Annotated in this window: 26 protein-coding genes and 1 pseudogene; 15 read left to right on the top strand and 12 right to left on the bottom strand. The window is 65.4% G+C overall.

Going from position 1 to position 24,786, the window contains the following annotated elements:
• Nucleotides 1-521 precede the first annotated feature (521 nt).
• From ACVIGB_RS14535 to ACVIGB_RS14515, 5 genes are all read left to right on the top strand, one after another.
• The gene (locus tag ACVIGB_RS14535) at nucleotides 522-845 is read left to right on the top strand and encodes an ArsR/SmtB family transcription factor (protein WP_050403489.1); all 324 of its coding nucleotides are present in this window, start codon (nucleotides 522-524) and stop codon (nucleotides 843-845) included.
• A complete protein-coding gene (locus ACVIGB_RS14530; RefSeq protein ID WP_456722108.1) occupies nucleotides 842-1,273 on the top strand; it encodes an SRPBCC family protein in 432 nt (143 codons plus the stop codon). Before ACVIGB_RS14535 ends, ACVIGB_RS14530 begins: the two co-directional genes overlap by 4 nt.
• Nucleotides 1,274-1,450: 177 nt before the next feature.
• Nucleotides 1,451-1,684 (top strand): hypothetical protein, encoded by a 234-nt coding sequence (locus ACVIGB_RS14525; RefSeq protein ID WP_092115417.1) that lies wholly within the window; start codon nucleotides 1,451-1,453, stop codon nucleotides 1,682-1,684.
• A 33-nt stretch (nucleotides 1,685-1,717) separates the two neighbouring features.
• The gene (locus ACVIGB_RS14520) at nucleotides 1,718-2,152 is read left to right on the top strand and encodes a DUF1801 domain-containing protein (protein ID WP_092115416.1); all 435 of its coding nucleotides are present in this window, start codon (nucleotides 1,718-1,720) and stop codon (nucleotides 2,150-2,152) included.
• A gap of 40 nt (nucleotides 2,153-2,192) precedes the next feature.
• A complete protein-coding gene (locus ACVIGB_RS14515) occupies nucleotides 2,193-2,693 on the top strand; it encodes an N-acetyltransferase family protein (RefSeq protein WP_456722109.1) in 501 nt (166 codons plus the stop codon).
• Between the two features lie 401 nt (nucleotides 2,694-3,094).
• Here ACVIGB_RS14515 and ACVIGB_RS14510 read toward each other — a convergent pair whose 3' ends face one another.
• The 7 genes from ACVIGB_RS14510 to flgF form a co-directional block, all read right to left on the bottom strand.
• Nucleotides 3,095-3,556, bottom strand: a complete 462-nt coding sequence (locus ACVIGB_RS14510; protein ID WP_456722110.1) for a hypothetical protein — start codon at nucleotides 3,554-3,556, stop codon at nucleotides 3,095-3,097.
• Between the two features lie 212 nt (nucleotides 3,557-3,768).
• Entirely contained in the window at nucleotides 3,769-4,062 is a 294-nt protein-coding gene (locus ACVIGB_RS14505; protein WP_092125805.1) for an antibiotic biosynthesis monooxygenase, read from the bottom strand.
• 96 nt (nucleotides 4,063-4,158) lie between these two features.
• On the bottom strand, nucleotides 4,159-4,593 hold the full coding sequence (locus ACVIGB_RS14500) for a hypothetical protein (RefSeq protein ID WP_456722111.1): 435 nt from the start codon (nucleotides 4,591-4,593) through the stop codon (nucleotides 4,159-4,161).
• A gap of 327 nt (nucleotides 4,594-4,920) precedes the next feature.
• Nucleotides 4,921-5,673: a flagellar basal body L-ring protein FlgH gene (gene flgH / locus ACVIGB_RS14495; RefSeq protein WP_456722112.1), complete on the bottom strand. Its 753-nt coding sequence runs from the start codon at nucleotides 5,671-5,673 to the stop codon at nucleotides 4,921-4,923.
• Between the two features lie 5 nt (nucleotides 5,674-5,678).
• Nucleotides 5,679-6,734, bottom strand: coding sequence for a flagellar basal body P-ring formation chaperone FlgA (gene flgA / locus ACVIGB_RS14490; protein WP_456722113.1), 1,056 nt, complete (start codon nucleotides 6,732-6,734; stop codon nucleotides 5,679-5,681).
• Between the two features lie 2 nt (nucleotides 6,735-6,736).
• Nucleotides 6,737-7,525, bottom strand: coding sequence for a flagellar basal-body rod protein FlgG (flgG, locus tag ACVIGB_RS14485; protein ID WP_092115411.1), 789 nt, complete (start codon nucleotides 7,523-7,525; stop codon nucleotides 6,737-6,739).
• Nucleotides 7,526-7,541: 16 nt separating this feature from the next.
• Nucleotides 7,542-8,306, bottom strand: coding sequence for a flagellar basal-body rod protein FlgF (gene flgF / locus ACVIGB_RS14480; protein WP_456722114.1), 765 nt, complete (start codon nucleotides 8,304-8,306; stop codon nucleotides 7,542-7,544).
• Nucleotides 8,307-8,689: 383 nt separating this feature from the next.
• Between flgF and fliL the strand changes: the two genes are divergently transcribed.
• The 5 genes from fliL (at nucleotide 8,690) to ACVIGB_RS14455 (ending at nucleotide 15,973) form a co-directional block, all read left to right on the top strand.
• On the top strand, nucleotides 8,690-9,178 hold the full coding sequence (gene fliL, locus ACVIGB_RS14475) for a flagellar basal body-associated protein FliL (RefSeq protein WP_050403480.1): 489 nt from the start codon (nucleotides 8,690-8,692) through the stop codon (nucleotides 9,176-9,178).
• Between the two features lie 18 nt (nucleotides 9,179-9,196).
• Nucleotides 9,197-10,399 carry a flagellar motor switch protein FliM gene (gene fliM / locus ACVIGB_RS14470; protein WP_092115408.1) on the top strand — a complete coding sequence of 401 codons (1,203 nt, stop codon included), beginning with the start codon at nucleotides 9,197-9,199 and terminating at the stop codon, nucleotides 10,397-10,399.
• A complete protein-coding gene (locus ACVIGB_RS14465) occupies nucleotides 10,396-10,863 on the top strand; it encodes a DUF6468 domain-containing protein (RefSeq protein ID WP_456722115.1) in 468 nt (155 codons plus the stop codon). Before fliM ends, ACVIGB_RS14465 begins: the two co-directional genes overlap by 4 nt.
• The gene (locus ACVIGB_RS14460) at nucleotides 10,860-11,672 is read left to right on the top strand and encodes a MotE family protein (RefSeq protein ID WP_092115406.1); all 813 of its coding nucleotides are present in this window, start codon (nucleotides 10,860-10,862) and stop codon (nucleotides 11,670-11,672) included. Before ACVIGB_RS14465 ends, ACVIGB_RS14460 begins: the two co-directional genes overlap by 4 nt.
• Before the next feature lie 461 nt (nucleotides 11,673-12,133).
• Nucleotides 12,134-15,973, top strand: a complete 3,840-nt coding sequence (locus ACVIGB_RS14455) for a tetratricopeptide repeat protein (RefSeq protein WP_456722206.1) — start codon at nucleotides 12,134-12,136, stop codon at nucleotides 15,971-15,973.
• 12 nt (nucleotides 15,974-15,985) lie between these two features.
• Here the strand turns inward: ACVIGB_RS14455 and ACVIGB_RS14450 are convergent, their stop codons facing one another.
• Complete coding sequence (locus tag ACVIGB_RS14450; RefSeq protein WP_456722207.1) at nucleotides 15,986-16,831, bottom strand: glyoxalase superfamily protein; 846 nt, start codon at nucleotides 16,829-16,831, stop codon at nucleotides 15,986-15,988.
• A 270-nt stretch (nucleotides 16,832-17,101) separates the two neighbouring features.
• Here ACVIGB_RS14450 and ACVIGB_RS14445 point away from each other — a divergent pair, with 270 nt between their 5' ends.
• The 5 genes and pseudogenes from ACVIGB_RS14445 (at nucleotide 17,102) to ACVIGB_RS14425 (ending at nucleotide 20,750) form a co-directional block, all read left to right on the top strand.
• The gene (locus ACVIGB_RS14445) at nucleotides 17,102-17,338 is read left to right on the top strand and encodes a hypothetical protein (protein ID WP_092115402.1); all 237 of its coding nucleotides are present in this window, start codon (nucleotides 17,102-17,104) and stop codon (nucleotides 17,336-17,338) included.
• A gap of 26 nt (nucleotides 17,339-17,364) precedes the next feature.
• Nucleotides 17,365-18,313, top strand: a pseudogene (locus ACVIGB_RS14440) (LysR family transcriptional regulator).
• 88 nt (nucleotides 18,314-18,401) lie between these two features.
• A complete protein-coding gene (locus ACVIGB_RS14435) occupies nucleotides 18,402-19,112 on the top strand; it encodes an SDR family NAD(P)-dependent oxidoreductase (protein WP_420964952.1) in 711 nt (236 codons plus the stop codon).
• Nucleotides 19,113-19,134: 22 nt separating this feature from the next.
• A complete protein-coding gene (locus ACVIGB_RS14430) occupies nucleotides 19,135-19,386 on the top strand; it encodes a tautomerase family protein (RefSeq protein ID WP_456722208.1) in 252 nt (83 codons plus the stop codon).
• A 122-nt stretch (nucleotides 19,387-19,508) separates the two neighbouring features.
• Entirely contained in the window at nucleotides 19,509-20,750 is a 1,242-nt protein-coding gene (locus ACVIGB_RS14425; RefSeq protein WP_456722209.1) for a YbfB/YjiJ family MFS transporter, read from the top strand.
• On the opposite strand, the gene ACVIGB_RS14420 is transcribed toward ACVIGB_RS14425, so the two are convergent.
• From ACVIGB_RS14420 to ACVIGB_RS14405, 4 genes are all read right to left on the bottom strand, one after another.
• Nucleotides 20,747-21,898, bottom strand: coding sequence for an aminotransferase class V-fold PLP-dependent enzyme (locus tag ACVIGB_RS14420; protein WP_456722210.1), 1,152 nt, complete (start codon nucleotides 21,896-21,898; stop codon nucleotides 20,747-20,749). The genes ACVIGB_RS14425 and ACVIGB_RS14420 overlap by 4 nt on opposite strands.
• 55 nt (nucleotides 21,899-21,953) lie before the next feature.
• Nucleotides 21,954-22,841, bottom strand: a complete 888-nt coding sequence (locus tag ACVIGB_RS14415; protein ID WP_456722211.1) for a hypothetical protein — start codon at nucleotides 22,839-22,841, stop codon at nucleotides 21,954-21,956.
• Between the two features lie 88 nt (nucleotides 22,842-22,929).
• The gene (gene fliP, locus ACVIGB_RS14410; protein WP_092115397.1) at nucleotides 22,930-23,682 is read right to left on the bottom strand and encodes a flagellar type III secretion system pore protein FliP; all 753 of its coding nucleotides are present in this window, start codon (nucleotides 23,680-23,682) and stop codon (nucleotides 22,930-22,932) included.
• A complete protein-coding gene (locus ACVIGB_RS14405; RefSeq protein ID WP_456722212.1) occupies nucleotides 23,679-24,614 on the bottom strand; it encodes a flagellar biosynthetic protein FliO in 936 nt (311 codons plus the stop codon). Before ACVIGB_RS14405 ends, fliP begins: the two co-directional genes overlap by 4 nt.
• Nucleotides 24,615-24,786: the final 172 nt, after the last annotated feature.

Here is a 24,786-nt window from a genome sequence, read left to right as displayed (position 1 = left end):
TCCGCGCGATATGTGTAGGTCATGCGCCGCGCCATCGCAACGACGTGAATTCGTAGGCTCGCGACCGCCACGTCCACAATCGTCGTCCCTGCCTGGTGCGCAATTGCGCACGGGAGCAGGGACCCATACTCCGCGGCGGATGTCATGAAGGGACTCGTCGTTCCAGCTTCGTTCAACAATGTCGATCGGTGGTTATAGGTCCCTGCTTTCGCAGGGACGACACCAAGCATGTTGAACGGTCTGTGAGCCAACATCCGCATGCTCGCGATGAGTTGGGTCAGACGCCAGGCGGAATATTTTCTTATTGCGGGATTGAAGGTTTTGCTGAGTTGCCCGAACGGGCAAATCAGCGGCTGATGGATAGCCAATCAGTTATGAGTATGTCGGCGCGGCCAATTCCGCGCCAAGCATACCGAAGGTATTGCAGCATGGTCACCAGTCAGAGTTCCCCAACTTCCCGCTTGACCGATCCATAGCTCGTCAGTTATGCATTAATCCATAACCAACGGGCTATTGATCCGATGCCGGACGCTCACGACGTGCTGTTTCGAACCCTCGCAGACCCGACCCGCCGGGCGATCTTCGAGCGCCTGTGCCGCGAGGGCGAGCAGACCGTCGGTGCGCTGACGGCGCGGGCAAAGATCTCGCAGCCGGCGGTGTCAAAACATCTCGGCGTGCTGAAGCAGGCCGGGCTGGTGCGCGATCGGCATGAAGGAAGGCAGACGCATTACAGCGCACAGCTCGGCGCGCTGGCGCCGCTGATCGACTGGACCAGTCAGATGGCGGGCTTCTGGCAGAACCGGTTCGACCACCTCGAAGATCTTCTCAAAAGGATGGACCAATGAGCAAGACCACCGCTGAAACGCGCTCCGCCATCGTGGAGCGCGAATTTCCCCATCCGCCGGAAAAGCTCTGGCGCGCGCTGACGCAACCGCATCTGATGGAGGAGTGGCTGATGAAGAACGACTTCAAGCCCGAAGTCGGGCACAGCTTCAATCTGCGCGGCGAGTGGGGCGGCGTTCTGGACTGCAAGGTGCTCACTGCGGAGCCGCACAAGACGCTGTCCTACACTTGGAATTTCGCGCATGCGGATGCCGCCTACAATCTCGAGAGCGTGGTGGTCTTCACGCTGACGCCGACAGCGAAGGGTACCCATCTGCGCGTCGAGCAGTCCGGCTTCCAGCCGCATCAGAAGCAGGCCTATGGCGGCGCCCATGCCGGGTGGAAGCAGTTCCTGGAGAATCTCGATCAGCTGCTGGTGCGGCCGGAGTGAGAATTGCTGCCGCTCCATCCCCGTCATTGCGAGCCAACGGGTCGGCGCGTAGCGCCGCCCGATGACAGGCTCCGCGAAGCAATCCATCGTGCCGCATGCACGGATAGATGGATTGCTTCGTCGCTTCGCTCCTCGCAATGACGGCCTAATCAGACACACAACCCAACAGGAGGTCACATGAACTGGAACAACTGGATCAGGCAATTTCACCGCTGGCTTTCGATCGCCTTTACGGTTGCCGTCATCATCAACATCGTCGCGATGGTTCTGCAGCAGCAAGCCGTCTGGATCGGCCTGCTGGCGCTGTTCCCGCTGATCTTCATGCTGCTGAGCGGCCTCTATCTGTTCGCGTTGCCCTATCTGGCGCCGCGGCGGATGCAGGGGGGATCGACCTCCGCATCACAAGTGTGATTGCATGGGACAGGCTGGGACCACGAGGCAGCAATGACGGCATCGGAACGTATCGACCAGATGATCGAGGATCTCACCGACTGGCGCGGCAAGACGCTCGCCAGCCTGCGCAAGAGCATCCTCGCCGCCGACTCCGAAATCATCGAGGAATGGAAGTGGATGGGCAGCCCGGTGTGGTCGCGCGACGGCATCATCGCGGTCGGCAACGCCCACAAGGGCAAGGTGAAGCTCACCTTCATGTATGGCGCGCAACTTCCCGACCCCGACAAGCTGTTCAATACGGGCTTCGAAGGCAATGTGCGGCGCGCGATCGACCTGTTCGAGGGCGACAAGATCAACGACCGCGCGCTGAAGGCCCTGATCCGCGCTGCGATCGAGCTCAACCAGGCCAAATCCAGCAAAACTGCGAAGAAGCCGGCGAAGAAGGCGGCCGCAGGCGCTCGCGCAACCGCGAAGAAGAAGGCATGAGCTGCGCCGGCATGCGGCCTGCCGATCCGGTCCGTCCCTGATGATCGAGACCAGGCTCGCCACATCGTCGGATGCGGAAGCGATCTCAGCGCTGCTGACGGCCAACGCCGGCGACCGCGGCGGCATGCTGCTCGGGCAATGGCCGCGCGAGGTGATTGAGACGCGCATTGCATGCGGGCAATCGATCGTCATCGCGACCGGCGATGAGGGCAGGCTGCTCGGCGCGCTCCTGACGTCGGAGAAAGGATTCGGCGAGGCCCGGCCGGTGCAGGCCATGCTGAAGGCCTGGCCAGGGAGTCCCGGTGCGTACGTGTATGGCCCCATGTGCGTCGCCCCGGACGCGCGCGGCCTCGGCGTCCTCGACGCGCTCTACGCCAGGCTTCAGGCAACCTTTCCCGGCCGCGAGGCGATCCTGTTCATCAGGGAAGACAATCCGCGCTCGCTCAAGGCGCATCTGCGGCTCGGCATGCGCGCGGTCGCGCGATACGACTTCGGCGGCAAGGTTTTCGTGGTCCTGAGCGACAGGCCCGACCCCGAATAGCCCGGATCGCGCCGGGGACCTGAGTTCTGCGCACGGGAACTCCAGTCCCGTTGTCAGCAATATCAATCTGCAGGGCGTCGTGACCTTTCCGTCGTTCCACACCTGTCTTGCCTTGATGACGGTTTTCGCAACGATCGGCACACGGTGGCTGTTCGGCATCACGCTGATCTAGAATCTCCTCGTCCTCGTCTCGACGCTTCCGATCGGCGGCCATTACGTCATCGACCTGACCTGCGGTGCGCTGCTGTGGCTGGCGGCGATGAAGATCGAGGCGATGCTCGGCAGATCGCTCATGACCTTGCGCGGAATGCCGATGCCGGAAGCCGTGTCCGCCTAGCGATCGAGGCGAGGCGGCAAGGCCTGCTAAGATCAAGGCCTGCTGAGATCAAGGCCTGCCGAGATCAAGCGATCGTCCGCGGCTCCACTGTGTCGGCAAGGCGTTTCGCGTCGCGGACGAGCGGGTAGATTCCGATGCACGTCAGCACGCCGAACACGATTGCGCCGAATGTCCGCGTGAAGTCTGCCGACTGCAAGATCACGGCCATCACCGCGATGCCAAAACCCGACGAGAGCATGGCGAAGAAGAGATAAGACCAGAGGAATTGAGTTGCCTGCTGATTGGCCATATCGCCGGCGGCGAGCCGGCGAACCTCGCGGCGCGTCCAGAACCAGTCGGAGATGACAGGGACCGCGAATAGAATCGTGACGGCGAGGGAGAGGCCATCGAAGCGCTTGATCGTGCTTGCGAGGCACAGGCCGAACACAAAGGCGCCGACGGCGCCGCAGGAAGCATGCGCGACGAGCTTCATGACCGTGGTCGGCCTGGTGCCCATTGCGGTCGTGTCCGTGCTCGTTCCGCTCATGTGGCGTTCGCGCCACCATACCGCGAACCCCGGCGATTGTCGCATGGATCGGGAGCTTTCGTCCGGGCGCCTGTAACCCCAGAGCTATCGCATCTGGCATCAACCGGGCTTTTCGCGCCGTCATGGCCGGGCTTGTCCCGGCCATCCACGTCCTTCTTCGCAAGGAGACGAAGACGTAGATGCCCGGGACAAGCCCGGGCATGACGAGCTCATCACGCCTTGGTGTGCACGATCACCGGACCGGCAATTGCGGTGACTTGCCCGATCAGCAATGGGCCGAGATTGTCATCGATCCAGGCCAGTGCGCGGCGGTTGGCTTCCTCGGCGCCGGCATGGTTGTTGAAGACGCTGATCGCGGTGACCGTGTCGTCGCCGGCATAGACCACGTAATAGGCCATGAAGCCTTCGACATCGCTGATGATCGGAATTGCGCCTTCCTTGATCCGGCGCGCGAGTTCTTCGGCGCTACCAGTCTTCGCCTTGGCGTGACGGATGGCGGCATACATGCGTTCCTCCTTCCGGCTGCATCGATCGGGCTGCGCTTCGCGCATGCGCGATGCTACGCCTGAAGGGGCGGAGATGCCAACGGGATTGCGGACGGATCAGCTGAAACGCCGGGTCACGATGGCCGTGCGGCGGTCGGGGAGCTTCGGCAGCCTCGTCACATCCGCGCGCGTTGCCGTGGTTTTTGGGCCGGGGGCGGGCGCCTGCTCCTGTTGCTGCAGAAACAGCGTGGCTTCGAACAATACGCCGGGGGCCTGCCTGGCGGTGCCCGAGCACACCGCGCGATTGCCGCTGAAGGTACCGGTCAGCTGCGCCTCGACCTCGTCGCATCCGAACACGGTGGTGAACGGGCCGTCGGCATATCTGTGCGTCGTCAGGACCGCCGTGAAACGGTCCTCATCGAGCTGATAGGAGCCGCCATAGGTGAACATGGCGTCCCCGCCTGTGATCCTGCCGTTTGCGAGCTGGACTATTCCGGTGCCTTCGCCGCGCGGCGTGCGAAACCACGCCGCATATTGACCGTCTCTTTGCATGACCGTCACGAACTGCAAACCCTGCGTTGTCGTCTAGCTACGTTGCAAGTGGAGAGACTGCTACTTAACCTTCGCCCAACGGTTAACGAACCCAGAAGGCGATCGCGCGACTTGCGCGAAGCGGTATTAGACTGTCGTGGGACGATTGTGCGAGTGCATTCGACCGGTCACAAGAATGCCACGGCCCTCGCCAGGGGAGCTAGCGAGGGCCGTGTTGGTACACCGCGCCGCGCCTAGGTTCGCGACGAGATGTGGGAGCTCGTAAAAATCTTACTTAGGCATGATCGTTATCCGAAAACCGGTTTCCACTTTTCGGGATCATGCCCGTTAGAAGGGCAAGAGCACGTCGAGAACCTGCTGGCCGTAGCGCGGCTGTTGCACATCGGTGATCTGGCCGCGGCCGCCATAGGCGATGCGGGCCTGGGCGATCTTCGAGGAGTCGATGGTGTTGTCGCTCTGGATGTCTTCCGGGCGCACGATGCCGGCCACGATCAGCTCGCGGATTTCGTAGTTGACGCGGATCTCCTGCTTGCCTTCGACGACAAGGTTTCCGTTCGGGAGAATCTGGGTGACGACGGCGGCGACGCTGGTCTGCAGCGCTTCCTGGCGGTTGACCGAGCCCTTGCCGTCGCTCGAGGCCGTGGATTCGGCGGTCAGGATCTTGCCGGGCAGAATCTTGTTCGCTTGCGTGATGGTCTGCGAGCCCAGGAAGTTGGTCACGCCGGAGTCTTCGGAGTTGCTGCGGCTGCGCTGGGTTTCGTTGGCGATCGCGGCCTTGTCGGTGAAGTTCACCGTGACCGTCAGGATGTCGCCGACGCGCGCGGCGCGCTGGTCCTTGAAGAAGGCGCGCGAGCCGCTGCGCCACAGCGAGTTCGGGCTGTAGGAGGCGACCTCGGGCTTCGGCATCGGCATCTGCACCGGCTTGTAGCCGGGCTGCGCCGTCGGGTTCTCGATCTCCGTCAGCTTCGGCTTTTCACCGATCTGGGAGAGACGGTCGATCGACGAGCAACCGCTGGCGATCATTCCGAGTGCGAGCAGCGCACCGGTCAGGATGAGGCGGTTGATGCGGTACTGGGACATGAACTTTACTCGGCGTTTGGTGCGACTGAACTCAGCTTGACGGGAGCGGAATCTGAAGAGGCGGCATCGGCGGCCGGCGCTGCGCGCGGGGTCGCGACCGAGATCGAAACCTCGCCGCGGCCGGTGACGACGCCGGAGACGGCGCGCTTGGACTGCAAATTCATCACGTTGACGACGTCGCCCTCGGCGCCGCCATCCATCGCCTTGCCGCGGATCGTGAGGTAGAGACCGGAGGTGCGGTAGACCAGCGTGACGTTCTGGTCGCGGGTGACGAGATCGGGTTTTGCCATGTCGGCTGTGCGCAGCGCCTGGCCGGCGCGGATCTGGCGGCGCATCTGCATGCCGACGGCGCCGTCGCGCACCGCCGCGTCGTTGCCGATTTCGGCTTTCGGACGGCGCTCGACCACCACGTCGGAGGCTTTCAGCACGTCGCCGCGTTCGACATTGCGCGTCAGCACGGCGGCGTCGATGGTCTCGATCGCGGTGCCGGTGAGGCGCAGCTTGTACGGAGCCGTGCCGGCTTCGTTGCTGACCTCGAAGGTAACGTCGAAACGCGTCGAGCGTTGGTCGTAGCGCACGGCGACGGGCTGCATCGCGCCGGTGCTGGTTGCCTCGAGGCGGAGGTCGCCGGGATCGCGGTCGAAGGTCAGCGCGATGTTGCCGGCCCTGCCGAGCCCGTGGCGGCCCTCCAGCGCGCGCGACAGCTGCTGCTCGATCTCCTTGCTGTCGATGGTGCGCGCGAGCCGCGTGACGGTGATCTCCTTCAGCTCGCGGGTGTCGACGCCGATCACCTGGTGGGAGCGCAGCACGTTCAGCACCTGCGCGACCGGCAGCGTGCCTGTGGTGCCGAGGTCGGGCGCGCGGTAGATCGCGGTGCTACCGGCGCTGCCGGCATTGTCGATGAGGTCGCCGACCCGCACGATGTCGTCCGCGACCGCGACGCTGGCGCGCAGCGTCGGCACCGCGATGCTCTCGCCGCGGCTTTGCGCGGCGGCTGGTAGCGCGGTCACCGCGAGGAGCGCGGCTGCGATCAGGAGTGAGCGGGCGATCATCGACATCATCCTCAGCGGAACAGATTGGAGGTCGACTGCATCATCTGGTCGGCCGCGGAGACCACCTTCGAGTTCATCTCATAGGCGCGCTGCGCGGCGATCAGGTCGGAGATTTCCGAGACCACTTCGACGTTGGCCTGTTCGAGGTTGCTCTGCTGCATGTCGCCATAGCCGTCGGTGTTGGCGATGCCGTCCTGCGGCTGGCCGGAGGCCGGCGTCTCCTGGAACAGATTGTCGCCGATCGGCATCAGGCCGGCCTTGTTGATGAAGCGGGTCAGGCCGACCTGGCCGATGTTGGTCGATGCGGTCTGGCCCGGCAGCGTCACCGAGACCTGGCCCTGCGCATTGATGGTGAGGCCGGAGGCGTTCTGCGGGATCGTGATCGTCGGCTGCAGCAAATTGCCCTGCGCGTTGACGATGCGGCCCTGGTTGTCCATCTGGAACGAGCCGTCGCGGGTGTAGGTGAAGGTGCCGTCCGGCATCAGGATCTTGAAGAAGCCTTCGCCGCGGATCGCGATGTCGAGATCGTTGCCGGTCGGCGACAGCGTGCCCTGGGTCATCATCCGCGGCGTGCCGACGGTCTTGACGCCGCCGCCGAGGTCGATGCCCATCGGCATGATGGTGTTCTGGTCGGAGGCCTGCGCGCCGACCCGGCGCACATGGTCGTAGATCAGGTCCTGGAACGCGGCGCGCTGCTTCTTGTAGCCGGTGGTACGCAGGTTCGCGATGTTGTTGGAGATCACCTGAACGCTGAGTTCCTGTGCCGCCATTCCGGTCGCCGCGGTATAAAGTGCGCGCATCTGTCAGTCCCCCGGATCAGTTCGGCACGTCGGCGAGTTTCTCGATCGCCGATTTGTGCAGGTCGCTCTGCTGCTGGAGCAGCGAGGCGATTTGGGTGTAGGTCCGCGTGATCTCGATCATGCGGCTCATCTCGACGACGGAATTGACGTTCGACTTCTCGATGAAGCCCTGGCGGATCTGCGCCTTGGTGTCCGGCTGCGGCGTCGCGCCTTCGCCCGGCACATAGAGGTTGGAGCCTTCCTTCAGCAGGCGCTGGGCCTGCGCGAACGAGACCAGGCGCAGCTTGCCGCGGATCGAATCGAGCCGGGACGTGCCCTCGAGCACGCTGACGTTGCCGTCGGGAGCGATGTTGACGTCGTGATCGGTCTGCTGGAACGTGATCGGGCCGGCGGTGCCGAGCACCTGGTAGCCCGAGGCGGTGACGAGCTGGCCGCGATTGTTGATCTGAAGGTTGCCGTCGCGGGTGTAGCGCTCGCCGCCCGGCGTCTGCACCACCAGGAAGGCGTTGCCGTCGATCGCGACGTCGAGCGGGTTCTTGGTCTCTTCGGTCGGGCCCTGCGAGAAGTCGTGGAAAGTCGCGCGGTCCTGCACGAAGGAGACGCGGCGGTCGGAGGACGCGAAATTGTCCTCATGCGCGTTCGAGGACAGATATTCCTGGAACAGCGACCGGTCGGCCTTGTAGCCGTTGGTGTTCATGTTCGCGATGTTGTTGGAAACGACATCCATCTGCCGTTCCAGCACCATCTGCTTCGATAGTCCGACCAGAAGCGTATTCTGCATCGGTGGTTCTCCCCTGTGAGGTGATCCGATGCGAATGGTTCTCCCAAACCTTCACGCCGGACCGTCGGTAACCATTGGGTTCTCCCAAACCCGCCAGTCACGTCGTCCTCTCAGCGAAACCCGTGCCAACTTAAAATAATCAGATATTTGAATGGGTTAGGTGTTTCGCAGGCCGCCGTGCCGGGCGGCAGAAAGGTCTTGTTGACCATGTTTGCCCGGCAGTTTTTTCCTAGTGGAAGGTAAATCCTAATCTTCCGTTAACCATTATGACCCCAGTGTTGCCGGCATTGGGGCGCGTGTGCGCCGGCGGCCTTTGTATCGCGTCTTCAAGCCAAAGCTGGGGCAAATCGCGTTCGCATCCTTCAGGTTGAAGCGAGCGGACGATGGCGGACGAGGAAAAGACGGATAGCGGCGAGGGCGCGGCCGCTCCGAAGAAGGGCAAGCTCAAGCTGATCATTGCCGTCGTCGGCTTCCTCGTCGTGCTCGGCGCGGGGGCGGGCGGATGGTTCTTCTTCATGCGCGGTCACGGCGAGGAGCAGCACGCCGAAGCGCCGCCGCCGAAGCCGCCGAGCTTTGTCGACGTGCCCGACATGCTGGTCAATCTGGTCGGCGCGCCCGGCGAGCGGGTGCAATATCTCAAGCTGAAGCTCGTGCTCGAGATCAAGGAAGAGAAGCAGGTCGAGGCGATCAAGCCGGCGCTGCCGCGCGTCACCGACCTGTTCCAGACCTATATGCGCGAGCTGCGCCCGAGCGATCTCAACGGCTCGGCCGGCCTGTTCCGTCTCAAGGAAGAGCTGACCAAGCGCGTCAACCTCGCGCTGGCGCCCAACCAGGTGAACGCGGTGCTGTTCAAGGAAGTCGTGATCCAGTGACGGGGCGGATGTAAAGCCATGGCCGGCAACGACCAGATGGACCAGGACGCCATTGCGGCCCAATGGGAAGCCTCGCTCGATTCCGAGGATCCCGCGGCGGCCGCGGCGGAAGCTGCCAAGAACGAGCTCACCGAGAACATGGCGCTGCAATGGGCCGCCATGGTCGAGGACGGCAGCCGCGACTTCGGCGGCAAGAACACCAATGGCGAGCGGGTGCTGTCGCAGGAGGAGATCGACAATCTCCTCGGCTTCACCGTCGGCGACGTCAGCCTCGACGATCATTCCGGCATCCGCGCCATCATCGATTCCGCGATGGTGTCCTACGAGCGTCTGCCGATGCTCGAAATCGTGTTCGACCGCCTGGTGCGGTTGATGACGACCAGCTTACGCAATTTCACCTCCGACAACGTCGAAGTCTCGCTCGACCGCATCACCTCGGTGCGCTTCGGCGACTACATGAACTCGATCCCGCTGCCGGCGGTGCTCTCGGTGTTCAAGGCGGAGGAATGGGAGAATTTCGGCCTCGCCATGGTCGACTCCAACCTGATCTATTCGATGATCGACGTGCTGCTCGGCGGCCGCCGCGGCCAGACCCAGCTCAAGATCGAGGGCCGGCCCTACACCACGATCGAGACCAACCTCGTGAAGCGGCTGGTCGAGGTGGTGCTGTCGGACGCCGAGCAGGCGTTCCGGCCGCTGTCGCCGGTGACCTTCACGATCGACCGGCTCGAGACCAATCCGCGCTTCGCCGCGATCAGCCGTCCGGCTAACGCCGCGATCCTGGTGCGCCTGCGCATCGACATGGAAGACCGCGGCGGCAATGTCGAATTGCTGCTGCCCTATGCCACCATCGAACCGATCCGCAACGTGCTGTTGCAGATGTTCATGGGCGAAAAGTTCGGCCGCGACCCGATCTGGGAAGGCCATTTCGCCACCGAGGTGGCGCAGGCCGAGATTGCGGTCGATGCGGTGCTGTACGAGGCCGATATCCCGCTCAAGGAGCTGATGAAGCTCAAGGTCGGCGACACGCTGCCGCTGGACATCCGCTCCGACGCGCTGGTCTCGGTCCGTTGCGGCAATGTCACCTTGACGGAGGGCCGCATGGGCCGCGTCGGCGACCGCGTCGCGATCCGCGTCACCAAGAATTTGCGTAAACCCCAAACCACCTTCGCGATGTTCGAGAAGGCTGATGAGCGGACCAAGATGATGGAGGCACCATGAGTCATGTGCTTGGACTAGCAATCGAGAGTCTGGTAGCCGTGCTGCTGATGCTGACGATCGGCTATTGCTGGCTGCTCAACAAGCGGCTGCAGCGGCTGAAGGCGGACGAGCATTCGCTGAAGGCGACGATCGCGGAATTGATCACCGCGACCGAGATCGCCGAGCGGGCGATCGGCGGATTGAAGCACGCGGTGCGCGACGTCAACGAGAACCTCGGCAACCAGCTCGACGCGGCGGTGCAGATGTCGGCGCAGCTGAAGAACCAGCTGGCGGAAGGCGACCATGTGGTGCGCCGCCTGTCCAAGATCGCGCTGGCCGCGCGGCCGCCGGAGCCCGCGCATGCGTCGGCACCGGCGCCCGCCGCACCGGTGGCGCAGGCGCCCAGGGTTTCGGCCGCGCGCGCGGTTGCCGCGGCGGCTGAAGCCTTCACCGAGCGCAGGAGGGCCGGCGGCCTCGCTGCATGAAGTTGCTTCGTGACATCAGAGTGATGCCCGTGGTGCTGGTCGCGATCTTCGGCCTGATGGTGCTGAAGGTCGCGGGCCTCGTGCTCGATGGCGGTTACGTGTTTGCCGACGACGCGCCGCCGGCCGGCCCGGCCGGCCCGTCTTGGGCGCAGCAAAACTTCAACTTCCCCGGCGCTCCCAAGGCGGTTGCCGACAGCAAGTTCAAGGCCGATCCCGGCGACATCACGGGATCGGTCGAGGGCAAGGACGCGAAGAAGGACGAGGCACCGAAACCGGCCGCACCGGCCGCGGAGGCGCCCAAGCCCGACGGCGTGGTGGTCAATCTGGATGCGCCGCCGCCGGTGTCGGCCTCCGAACGCGCGATCCTGGAACGGCTGCAGTCGCGCCGCCAGGAGCTGGAGACGCGTGCCCGCGAGGTCGAGATTCGCGAAAGCCTCCTGAAGGCCGCGGAGAAGCGCATCGAGGCCAAGGTCGAGGAGGCCAAGGCCAATGACGCCAAGACGAATGCCGATGCGGCGGCCAAGGCAGAAGCCGACGCCGCCCGCTTCAAGGGCATCGTCACCATGTACGAGAACATGAAGCCGAAGGACGCCGCAAAAGTGTTCGATCGGCTGGAAATGACCGTGCTCTACCAGATCGCCTCGCAGATCCAGCCGCGCAAGATGTCGGACATCCTCGGCCTGATGCAGCCCGAGGCCGCCGAACGGCTCACGGTCGAACTCGCCCGCCGCGCCGGCGGCGACAAGTCGGTATCAACAGACGATCTTCCCAAGATCGAAGGCAAGATGCTCACGCCGAAGACGAATTGACGGAGCGCGTTAGCCTCAGAGGCTAACTTTCGGCGGGTTTGCGCCCGCGAGCCAGGCGCCTTCGCGACGTCGGCGATAGCCGTAGCGACGAAAGATGGATCGTCCTCATCCAGCACCGCTGCGATACAAGCGGTTTGCTGCTCAAGTGCTTTCAGATGATTCTGGATGTCGAATCTTGTCGTATAGAGCGGCAGCTTGAACCACCCATTTCCGCGAGCCGTTCCAATGTGATGGCAAGTGTTCTTTAACCATACCGCAAAGACGTTCGACTGACAGATTACCGCAGGGGCGAAGCCGCCTCCGAAACCCGCTTCAAAGACACCTTCCTGGTCCCCTCGCAGCGTCCTCTGAAACAATCAATTGACGTTAACAGCTCCTTAACGCCGCCCGATCCAAGATCGGGACGCGTGGGCGAGGGCGCTTCGCGCTGGTATGGCTGAGGTCCGAGAAGACGTTTCGAGATGGCGCGAACGGCTGCCGCTGAAACATGGTCGCTAGGCCGCGCCTGGGCGCGGACTGCGCGTCTGTGCCTGCTCGCCACCGGCCTTGCCCTTGCAACCATCACATATCCAGCCACGGTGCGGGCCCAAGACCCGCCGCCCGTGCCGGGCGAGGCGACATTCTCGGCCGCGAACGGCTATGCCCGGCTGGTGCTGAAGCTGAAGGAGGATGTCGAGTCGGAGGTCACGACCGCCGGCTCGATCATCGTGATCCGCTTCAAGCGTCCAGTCGATATCCCCGTCGAGAAACTCTCCGATGCGGTGCCCGATTATGTCGGCGCCGCGCGCCGCGATCCCGACGGTTCGGCGATCCGCCTGTCGCTGGCGCGCCGCGTCACCATCAACACCATGACCGCCGGCGAGCGCATCTTCGTCGACTTCCTGCCCGACGGCTGGACCGGCCCGCCGCCGTCGCTGCCGCAGGAAGTGATCCGCGAGCTGGCGGAGCGCGCCCGTGCCGCCGAGCGTCTGCTGCGTATCCAGCGCGCCGCCGATGCCGCCAAGAAGAAGCCGCCGATCCGGGTTCGCGCGCTGGTGCAGCCCACCTTCGTCCGTTTCGTGTTCGAGGTTCCCGACGGGGTCAGCGTCTCCTCGGTGCTGAACGAGCAGAAGCTGACGCTGTCCTTCAACTCGGTCCTGAGCTTCGACCTGGCCGATGCCAAGGTTGCCGCTCCCCCGAACGTCGCGTCGATCAGTTCGCGCGCCGACACGGATACCTCGGCGGTCGACGTGACGCTGATTGGCGATGTCGACGTGCATTCGTTCCGCGACGAGAAGAACTACATCGTCGATGTCGCCTTCCAGCAGAGCGAGCAGCAGCCGGCGGCGAAGCCCTCGCTGAGCTCGTTGTTGCCGACGCCGCGCGGCAAGCTGAAGGGGGCGGCTGCGATCGCGCCGGTGACGTCGGAGAGCATCGCGCAGCAAGCCAAGATTGAGATCAAGTCCGAGCAACCCAAGTCCGAGCAACTCAAGGCAGAGCAACCCAAGGCGGAGCCGGCCAAGTCGGAACAGGTAAAGTCCGAGCCGGTAAAGTCCGAACAGGTGCAGTCCGAGCCGGTCAAGCCCGAACAGGCCACGATCGAACAACCGGCGCCCGTGCCCGCCAAATCGGAACAGCCGAGATCCGAGCTGCCCAATTCGGAGCTGCCGAAGATCGCCGCGGCGCCGGCGGCTGACGTCGAGAAAGCCGCTGCACCGGCCGCGCCGCGCGAGGGCAGCGCTGCGACGGCACAGAGCGACGCGCCAAAGCCTGCGCCTTCTGTCGCGGCCGTGCCGGCCATGGAGGCGCCGAAGCCAGCGGCGCCATCGCCGCCTGCAGAGGCCCGCGCCAGCGCCACGTCCGCGGTCGAAGCCCTGCGCGACAGCGACGGGTTGCGGGTGACGTTCTCATTCCCCGGCGCGACGCCGGCGGCACTGTTCCGTCGCGCCGACACGGTATGGATGGTGTTCGACACGCCTGAGACGATCGACGTCGATCCGATCCGCGCCAAGGCCGGCTCGCTGATATCAGACGTCAGCCGGATCGCGCTGGAGAAGGGGCAGGCGGTACGCTTCCGCCTCAACCGGCCGCAGATGCCGTCACTCGAGAGCGACGATCGCTCGCGCGGCGTGAGCTGGACGCTGACCTTCGCCGACCGGGTGCAGAAGCCGCCGCTGCCGCTCAGCGTGGTGCGCAATATCAGCGAGCCCTCGCTCGCCAATGTCAGCGTGCCGCTCGCCAATCCCGGCCAGCTCCACAGACTGATCGATCCCGACGCGGGCGATACGCTCTGGGTCGTGACCGCGCCGCCGCCGACCCGCGGCATCATCAAGCGGCAGGACTTTGTCGACCTCTCGTTGCTGGAATCGATTCACGGCGTCGTGGTTCATCCGAACGCCGACGACGTCAAGGCGGAGGTCGGTGCCGACAAGGTGATGCTGGGCCGGCCCGGCGGCCTGACGCTGTCGTCGGCCGACGTCGCCGCCGAGCGCGCGACCGCGGCGGTGAAGCCGCTGTTCGATCCGGACGAGTGGCGCAAGAACCAGTCGGAGAATTTCCTCAAGCAGCTCGACGGCCTGATTGCGGCGGCTTCGACGGCCAATGCCGAGCAGCTGCCGCAGGCGCGGCTCGATCTCGCCGATTTCTACATGGCGCGCGGCATGTACCAGGAAGCCCATGGTGTCGCCAATCTGATGCTGTCCGAGAGCAAGCGCGGCAGCGAGGCGGCGTCCGTGGTGATGGTGCACGCGGTTGCCAGCATCCTGATCGGGCACCCGGCGCAGGGCCTCAAGGACCTCGCCAATCCCGTGATCGGCAACGGTTACGATTCCCAATTGTGGAAGGGGCTCGCTTTCGCCCGCGAGGGCAAATGGCCCGAGGCGCGCGAAAAGTTCAAGAACGCCGAATTCGCGGTTGCGACGCTGCCGCCCGATCTGCAGCGCATCGTCACGATCGACTCGATGAAGGCCTCGCTCGAGGTCAAGGACTATGCCGGCGCCGCGCGGCGCAAGAGCGATCTCGACGTGGTCGGCGTTCCCGACGCGCTCAAGCCCGCGGTTGCGGTGCTGCGCGGCCGGCTCGCCGAAGCGCTCGGCCAGGAGAAGGATGCGCTCGACGCCTATCGCTTCGCCGCCAATTCGCCCGACCGTCAGGCCGCCGCCGAAGGCAGACTGCTGGAGACGCTGCTGCGGCAGAAGCGCGGCGAGATCGGCCGCGACGATGTGCTGAAGGAGCTCGAGCTCTTGTCGATGCTGTGGCGCGGCGACAATATCGAGCTGAAGACGCTGTACGTGCTGTCGAAGATCTATGCCGAGACCGCGCGCTATGCCGATGCCTTCGCGGTGACCCGTGCGGCGACCCGGCTGCAGCCGAACGCGCCGGAAGCGCGCCAGGCGCAGGATGCCGCCTCGGCGCTGTTTGTGCAGCTCTATCTCGGCCCGAAGGGCGACGAGATGGCGCCGATCGATGCGCTCGGCACCTTCTACGATTATCGCGAGCTGACGCCGATCGGCCGCCGCGGCGACGAGATGATCCGCCGTCTCGCCGACCGTCTCGTCGGCGTCGATCTGCTCGACCAGGCCGCCGACCTCCTGCAGTACCAGGTCGACAAGCGGCTCGAAGGCGCGGCGCGCGCCCAGGTCGCCGCGCGGCTTGCGATGGTCTATCTGATGAATCGCAAGCCCGACCGCGCCATTGGCGCGCTGCGCTCGACCCGGATCGCGGATCTCTCCGGCGAACTGCGCCAGCAACGGCTGCTGCTCGAGGCGCGTGCGCAGAGCGACGTCGGCCGACACGACCTCGCGCTCGACATCATCTCGAACATCACCGGCCGCGAGGCGATCCGGCTGCGTTCGGACATCTATTGGGCGTCGCGGCACTGGCGCGAGGCGTCCGAGCAGATCGAGCTCTATTACGGTGACCGCTGGCGCGATTTCACGCCGCTCAACCCGAGCGAGAAGGCCGACATCATCCGCGCCGTGGTCGGCTACGCGCTCGCCGAGGATGCCATCGGGCTGTCCCGGTTCCGCGAAAAATACGCGCCGCTGATGTCCGGCGACGCCGACAGACTGGCGTTCGACGCGGCCAGCAAGCCGGTCGCCACCTCGAGCGCCGAATTCGCCCAGATCGCGCGGATGGCCGCCAGCGTCGACACGCTGGACGGCTTCATCCGCGAGATGAAGACCCGCTTCCCCGACGCCACCGCCCGCGCGCCGCTGCCCGATCCGGTTACGACCGGATCGCTGCCGGAGAAGCCGAAGGCCGCGCCGGTCAGCACGCTCCCGCTCATCAAGGGCGAGCGCCGCGCCGGCGCGACGCCGTAGCGGAACGGGCTGTTACGGACCGGGAGTCACCCACGCGGTCGAAACGATCCCCTTGTCGTCGAGCGCGATGCGCCAGTGCGCGGCGCCGTTCGCCTGTCTGACGCTATAGACGTCTTCGCCTTGCTCGCCGACACCGAGGAAGCGGATCGACTGGATCGTGCCGAGGTCCGCGAGGGGCTGAAGCCACGCCATCTGCTTGCGGGTCGCCGCCGCCAGCGCCGGGCTCATCTCATTGTAGTTGGGATTCCCCGAGGCGATCCCATCGATCAGGCGGTGCAGCGCAGCCTCGGTTCCAGGACTGGCCGACTGGTTCTTGACGCGCTCCGCCGTCTGGTCGGCGATCTTCCGTGCCGCCGCGGCGTCGATACGCGCCATCGCAATATCGCTGCCGTTCTGATGCAGAATCAGCGAGGTGGCCCGTCCGTCCGGTCCGACGACGAAGCTGACCTGAGCGTCGACAATCTTGGCGAAGAATTCGGTCACGCTCTCCGCAAAGAACCGCACCGAGCGCTGTCCGGTCAGTTGCATCACCAGATGATGTTCGTCGGGTGTCACCGTGAACACGGCGCGGTCGTTGAGCTGGTAGAACCCGGCATAATTGTCGAGCGCGGCTGAATCCACGGCGATCTCCTGCCGCGCGGCGATCGGCGGTGATTCTGTAGTGAAGTCCGCAGCCTGGGCCGGCGTGCTCGGCGGTCCGGCCGACTGTATCCGCGCCGCCAGCGTGTTCCAGTCGCGCTGACCGAACAATCTGGCGATCAGCTCCAGGCTGTCGCTGTGGGTGAGGGGGATCGATTTGGCGGCGAGCGCTTCGCGCAGCGTCTGCGCCATGGCCTTGGCATCACGAAAGTCGCGCATGGGATCAACCTTTGCATCGACGAACGGAAAGCGTCAGGGGCTTGCGTTGCTGACCCGTTCGTGCGGGCAAAGGAAGCCTGAAACCTGGCTTGATACGTTTACCATCCCCGGGCGGGGTGCAAGCGGCGGGTGGTATCGACCCGGCCGAATGTTCGCCGGGGACCTGCAATTTGTCAATTGCAACAACCCGTGATCGGGGGCGTCCTCTCGACATTCGGCTGCCAAATCGGCAACCATGGCTGATGTCGCCAGCCGGGAGGACGTCGTCACATGAGCAAGCCGATCAAGACCGAAGCCGAACTCATCGCGATGGCGCGGGCCGAGTTGAAAGTCCATGCCGACTGCCCCGACGGCATCGACATCTCCGTGCTGCGCGACGGCGACAGCTGGGAATTCCGCGCCAGCGCCAACGAGGCCACGGTGGCGCGGCCCGGCTACCCCGAATGCGTCGCGATGCTGGTGCAGATCGGCGATCACCTCAGCAAGCAGTATGACGTAGAGGGCTAGCGGCTGCAGCGAACCCGGGGAGAGCGATGGACCGCATCGACGCCATGAAGGTCTTCGTCGCGGCGGTCGACGAGGGCAGCCTTGCCGGTGCGGGGCGGAAGCTGCGGCGCTCGCCGGCGGCGGTCAGCCGGGCGATCGCGTTCCTCGAACATCATGTCGGCGCCGAACTGCTTCATCGCACGACGCGGTCGCTGAAGCTGAGCGACGCCGGCCAGCGTTACGCGGCGGCGTGCCGGCGGATCCTCAGCGAGCTCGAGGAGGCCGACATCTCGGCCGGCGGCGAGCGGTCGGTGCCGCGCGGCACGTTGACCATCACCGCACCCGTCGTCGTCGGCGAGGACGTGCTGCGGCCGCTGCTCGACGGAATATCCGGCTGTGACGGTGCGGCTCGTGATGCTCGATCGCACCGTCAATCTGATCGACGAGGGCATCGACGTCGCGCTGCGCATCGCGCAGCTCGCCGATTCCAATTTTGTCGCGATCAAGCTCGGCGAGGTGCGCCGCGTAGTCGCGGCGTCGCCCGGCTATCTCGCGCAGCACCCTGATATCAGCGAGCCGGCTGATCTCGCAAAACACCAGATCATCGCGATGACCCATTTCGGGCTCGACTCCTGGAGCTTTCCGCCGGCCGCGAAGTCGAAGGTCGCGCGCGCGGTCCAGTTCGCGCCGCGCCTGGTCGTCAACACGGTGCGGGCGGCGGTCGCCTCGGCCAGCGAAGGGCACGGCGTCACCCGGCTGTTCTCGTATCACATTGCCGAGGAAATCCGCGACGGGCGATTGCAGATCCTGCTTGCCAAGGACGAGCATCCGGCCTTGCCGGTGCATCTGTTGGCGCCGCAGGGTCGCTTCGACGTTCCGAAGGTGCGCGCCTTCGTCGATTTCGCGACGCCGCGGCTGAAGCGCGATTTCGAGCGGCTGACGCGTGAGGCCAGCCAGGCCAGTCGTTCGCGTCGCGGAAGAGTGTCTGCCGAATAGCGGGCATTCGCACGAAATGCGGATGTATCTAGGTTGCTCTCCATCGAGGCGGTGCTGATGCCGCTTCAGCAACAGATGGAGAGAGATCATGGGTGCAGAGCAGAAGGTTGCCATCATCACCGGTGCGTCGCAGGGGATCGGCGAGGCACTCGTCAAGGGCTATCGCGACCGGAACTATCGCGTCGTCGCCAATTCCCGCAGCATCAAGCCGTCGACCGATGCTGATGTGCTGGCGGTCCCGGGCGATATCGGCGATCCCGAGGTAGCCGATCGCATCGTCAAGCAGGCGCTGGCGCGCTTCGGCCGCGTCGACACGCTGGTCAACAACGCCGGCATCTTCGTCGCCAAGCCGTTCACCGATCATACCGACCAGGACTACGCGTCGGTGCTCGCAACCAACCTCAACGGCTTCTTCTACATCACCCGCCGCGTGGCGAAGGAGATGGTCAAGCAGGGGTCGGGGCATATCGTGCAGATCACGACGAGCCTCGTCGACCATGCCAACAGCAACGTGCCCTCGGTGCTGGCCTCGCTGACCAAGGGCGGGCTGAGCGCGGCGACCAAGTCGCTTGCGATCGAATATGCCGCCAAGGGCATCCGCGTGAACGCGGTGGCGCCCGGCGTGATCAAGACGCCGATGCACGCCCCCGAGACCCACGACTTCCTCGCCAAGCTGCATCCGGTGGGCCGCATGGGCGAGATGAAGGACATCGTCGACGCCGTGCTGTTCCTGGAAGGCGCGGGCTTCGTCACCGGCGAGATCCTGCATGTCGACGGCGGCCAGAGCGCCGGTCACTGACGAGCACGATCGGGAGCGTGTGATGCCTGTTGTCACCATCCAGGTCACGCGTGAGGGGACGGCGCCGGGTGCGTCGTCCACCACGCCGGAGCAGAAGGCGGCGCTGATCAAGGGCGCCAGCGAATTGCTGCGCGACGTGCTCGGCAAGCCGATGGAATCGACCTTCGTCATCATCGAGGAAGTCGATACCGACAATTGGGGCTGGGGCGGGCTGCCCGCGCTGGAATTTCGCAAGAAACTCGCGGCCGCTGCGGCGTCGAAATCTTCCCGCTGACGGCCTTTGCCACGTCGAACTGGGCGCCTCTCCCGATCGGGAGAGGTGAGCTGTGATCGCTGCAAGCGATTGCTGCGATCGCAACTAATCATTTTTCACGAACGGCCGGTGGGCCTACTGCCATGTCCATGTCAGCCAATGTCGATCATGACAGGCGCCATCACGCCGAGCCGCATCGCGATGCAGGCGGGCCGCTGTGGCTGTCCGCAGCCGCGGGACTGTGCGCCTCGCTGGTCGGGCTTGGGCTGGCGCGCTTTGCCTACACGCCGCTGATTCCGGCGCTGATCGCAGCGAAATGGTTCACGCCGGCGGAAGCGGTCTATCTCGGTGCCGCCAACCTTGCCGGCTATCTCGCCGGCGCGCTGATCGCCCGCGATCTCGGCGCGCGAATCGGCTCGGTGTGGGCGCTGCGCAGCATGATGGTGCTGGCGGCCGTCACCTGCTTTGCCTGCGCGGTGCCGATCTCCTTCATCTGGTTCTTCGGACTTCGCTTCCTCGCCGGCATCACGGGCGGCGTGATCATGGTGCTGGCGGCGACCGCGATCCTGCCGCATACCGCGCCAAGCAAGCGCGGCTTGATTGGTGGCGTGATCTTCGCAGGTGTCGGACTGGGCGTCGCCGCGTCAGGCACGCTGGTGCCGCTGTTGCTGCAGCAGGGCATCAAGCAGGCCTGGTACGGCCTTGGCGTGCTGTCGGCGGTGTTGACATTGATCAGCTGGAAGGCATGGCCGGCGGAAGTGCCTGCCGCGCATGCTGCGGCCGAGCAGCCCGTTGCTGCACATAGTGTGCGCTCGCTGCTGGTGATCGCGCTGTGCGTGGAATATGGCCTCAACGCGCTGGCGCTGGTGCCGCACATGGTGTTCCTGGTCGATTATGTCGCCCGCGGCCTCGGGCAGGGGATCGCGGCAGGGTCGTATTACTGGGTGCTGTACGGCATCGGCGCCGTGGTCGGCCCGCTGCTGACAGGACATCTCGCCGATCGCGCCGGCTTCGCTGCGGCGCTGCGCGCTGCGTTCCTGATCGAGGCGGTTGCGGTCGCGCTGCCCGCTGTGACGAACTCGCCCGCCGCGCTGATCGTGTCGAGCCTCATCGTAGGCGGCTTCACGCCAGGCATCGTGCCGCTGGTGATCGGCCGCATCCACGAGCTGATCCCGCATTCCGCCGCGAGCCAGCGCTCGGCCTGGGCGCAGGCGACCACGACGTTCGCGCTGTTCCAGGCGGCAGGCGCCTACGGCCTGTCCTGGCTGTTCGCGCAGAGCGGCGGCGATTATGCGCTGCTGTTCGTGATCGGCGCGGCGGGCGTCGCTGTCGCGCTGGCGATTGAATTGTTCAGCGTCGTGGCGCTGGGACGAAAGCGCGGCTAGCCGCGCAGCGCTCTCGTCAAGACGGCGATGAGGCGGTCGACATCCGCCTCGTCGTTGAAGACGTGCGGCGAGATCCGCATCCGGCCGAGCCGCAGCGCCACATGGATGTTCTCCGCGGCGAGCCGCGCGATCAGCTCCTTCGGAATTCCGCCGGCCATGCCGAGGCTCAGGATGTGCGGCGCACGCAGGCCGCGCGCCAGCTGATTGAGCCCGAGATCGCGCACCCCATCGGCGATCCGCTCGTTCAGCATCGCGAGCCGCGCGCTGACGGCAGCGGCGCCCCATTCCGCCATCATCTCCATGCCGATCGAGGCCATCTCCAGAGTGATGAAATGATCGCGCTCGCCCATGTCATAGCGCCGGGCGTTGTCGATATAGGCGAGATCGCCGAAATAGACCGGGTTCTCGGAGTTCACATTGCGGCGGCCGGCGGCGGTCTGCTCCAGCGGCACGCCGTTCTGGTGGCGCTTTGCAACGTAGAGGAAGGCGCGGCCGTAGGGGCCGATCAGCCATTTGTAGGTCGGGAAGATCACGGCGTCCGGATCGAGCCGCGTCACATTCATCGCGACGACACCCGCGCTTTGCGTCGCGTCGATCACGAACGTCGCACCCTGCCGCCGCAGTGCGACCTGCACCTTGTCGACGTCGATGATGCCGCCGTCGGACCAGTGCACCGACGAGATCGAGGCGAGGCCGACCGGCGGCGCGCCCGAGCGGTCGATCGCTGCGAGCACCGCCGACGTCCAGTCGCCGTCGGCGGGCTGGCGCACGGTGTCGACGACGAAGCCCTGCGCCTCGGCGCGGGCGTGCCATTCCAGCACCGGCGAGGAGTGATCGTTCTCCAGCACGATGACGCGGGTGCCGCGCGGAATGGTCAGCGCCTTCGCCACGGTCGCTATGCCGTAGCTGATCGCCGGGATCAGCGCGATGTCATTCGCGTCGGCATTGATCAGGCGCGCTGCTGCGATGCGGGCGCGTTCATGCTGGCGGCCGGCGAAACCGGCGTCGATCGTCCAGGGCTGGCCCTTGCGTCCGACCGCGGCGCGGCCGGCGTCGAGCGTCTTCAACGGCAGCGGGCTGTAGGACGCGGAGTTCAGGTAGCAGATCTCGCGAGGAATCTCGAACAGATGGCGCTGGGAGGGAAGCATGTGGTCTCGTGGCTGGGGATGCTGATGATGTCGCGATGCGGATGAGCGCGCGCGCTCATCCGTCATACTGGTCCGGCCCCATCGCCCATGGCGCCTGGTCGTAGCCGCTGGCGAAGGTGCGGTTGGTCTGCGCCGGATTGCGGTTGATCAGCGGCCGCAGATACATCGGATGGGTGGCGCTGCGCACCTCATGCTCGACGGTGAACAGGTGCCGGCCATTGGCAGGATCGACGATGTCGCAAAAGCGGTACTGATATTGATTGTCCTCGCGGGACACCAGGTTGCGCTCGCGCAGCCGCTTGTAGGGGCCGGAGAAGTCCGTGATGTAGATCTGGACGTGATGGCCGTCGAACTCGCCCTGCGCCTGGTCGGTCTCGCGGAATTGCAGATACTGGTCCTTGCCGACTTTTGCGCGCGCGACGACGGCATCGCCGTTCACGACGCTGGCGGGGATGCCCATGATTTCAGGATAGAACCGGCTGATCGCTTCAGCGGTGCCGCGCGGCACCTCGAATTCGACATAGGGCATGCCGAGCGCGATGCGCCCGAACCGCGAGGCGTCCGGCTCAAAGCAGCGCAGCCGGTTGCCCCACGGGCAGGTGGCCTCGACGTGATCGTTGTGCTCGCGATAGCCGAACGCGGTGCCTTCGAGCTTGGGCGCGACCGCAGCGAGCCGCTGGAGCAGGGCCTGCCGTCCGGCGATCACGATCGCCGTGTGGCCGCGCAACACCTGCGGCCGTCCGCTCGGCAGATGAAACTGGCTGCGGCCGGCATTCACCCACATGTTGCTGTCGGAGACCATCAGATAGGGATCGCGGGTCAAGCCGATGCCGGCGACATAGAACAGCGTGGCGAGGCGCTGGTCCGGCACCTGCACGTTGACATGCTCGAGATGGATGGCGTTGCCGAGATCTTCTGCGGCGCGGTCGAATGGCTGCTGCACGGCACGGCTCCCTGGATGCGGTGCCGCGCATGATAATGCAACGGCACGGCCGATCCAGCTGACGGGCCATGAATGTTTCGCGGGGCTGCTACCCCCCGTAACTCTGCACCAGGCTGCCGGCGACCAAGGCCCAGCCGTCGACCAGCACGAAGAAGATCAGCTTGAACGGCAGCGAGACCACCACCGGCGGCAGCATCATCATGCCCATCGACATCAAGACCGAGGCGACGACGAGGTCGATGATCAGGAACGGCAGGAACAAGAGGAAGCCGATCTCGAAGGCGCGCTTCAGCTCAGAGATCATGAAGGCCGGGACCAGGATGCGCAGCGACATCTCCTCCGGCGTCGCCGGTGGCGGCTCGCCGGAGAGGTCCATGAACAGCTTCAGATCCTTCTCGCGGACGTTCTTTTGCATGAAGCCGCGCAAGGGGACCGAGGCGCGCTGCAGCGCTTCCTCGACGCCGATCTGGTTGGCGACCAATGGCTTGATGCCGTCGTCATAGGATTTCTGCAGCACCGGCCCCATCACGAAGGCGGTGAGGAACATCGCAAGCGCGATCATCACCGAGTTCGGCGGCGCGGTCGCGGTGCCGAGCGCGGTGCGCAGCAGCGAGAGCACGACCACGATGCGCGTGAACGACGTCATCATGACGAGGATCGACGGCGCGATCGACAGTACCGTGAGCAGCGCGATCAGCTGGATCGCGCGCTCGGTTACGCCGCCATTGCCGCCGCCGAGATTGATGCTGATATCCTGCGCCATCGCCGGATCGGCGAAGGATCCGGCGGCGATCAGGACAGCGATGAAAAAAACTCTACGCGGGACGGTCCCTGATCTCACGAAGGATTCTTCGGTCGGCCGAGCAGCGATGCCATCTCGTCCTCGAGATTCTCGAAGCCGCTCTTCTGCCCGCCGGCGGGCGGGGCAGGCGGCTCGCTACGCGGCGCGCGGACCGGCGGCGCCTCGGGCGCAACCGGCGGCGCGACGGTCTCGTTGGTGCCGGTCGGGCGGCGCAGTGCCGCCTCGAGCCGCTGCGCCATCTCGGCCAAATTTGCATCGGCGTTCGATGCAGGCGGCACCGGCGGAGGCGCCTGGGTTGCGACCGGCGGCGGAGCAGGGGGAGGCGGTGGCGGTGGTGTGACGGCACGCTCGGGCGCGCGCGGCGGGGCCTTCGGCGGCTCGGCAGCGCGCGGCGGACGCGGGATGACCGATTCGGAGCGCGGCGGCAGGCGCGGCGGCATCGGATCGGGCCGCGGTTCGCTGCGCTCGGCGGTGAAGCCCGCGAGCGGATCGTTGCGACGCTCGGCGATCGGCGGCGGAGGCCGGCGCAGCTCGTCGGCAAACGAGGGCCGCGCCTGACGCGGCGGCAGCTCCGGCTCGGGAAGGTCGAAATTGTCGGAACGGGCGGCCTCGCTCTCGTTCCAGGCGGCATCCGGAAGCGGCGCCACGCGCGGCGGCGCGGCATCGGCTGCGACCGCGGGGCGGGCCGACATCTGATCGCGCCCCGGCATCGCCCGGACGATATTCGGCTCGACGACGATGTCGGTCGGACCGCCGATCATCAGCAGATGCTCGATGTTGTCGCGGCGGACCAGCACCAGCCGGCGGCGGCCATCGACGGCAGCCGCGTCGATCACCGCCAGTCGTGGCATCCGTCCGCGGTTGGCGTTGGCCCCGAGGCGGTTCCCGGCGAAGCGGCGGACGAGCCATGCGGTGACGCCGATCAGCGCCAGCACGACAACGAATGCCAAGACGAATGTAATGACCTGCATATTGGAGTCCCCGGCCATCGTGGCCTTCCTCAGCTTCCGCCATCAACGAGCGCGGATTGATAGGTGCGGTTTTGCGCAGCGAATCGCGCCCGAGATTCGCCTTATTTCTTAATTCCCAGCAGCTTGCGGCCGGCTGTTCTATTAATAAACCAAGAATCGCTTGTCCCAAAAC

It is taken from the genome of Bradyrhizobium sp. USDA 4341 (assembly GCF_054063755.1).
Note: the sequence above shows the minus strand (reverse complement) of the source record. Positions and strands in the feature narration are given on the sequence as shown.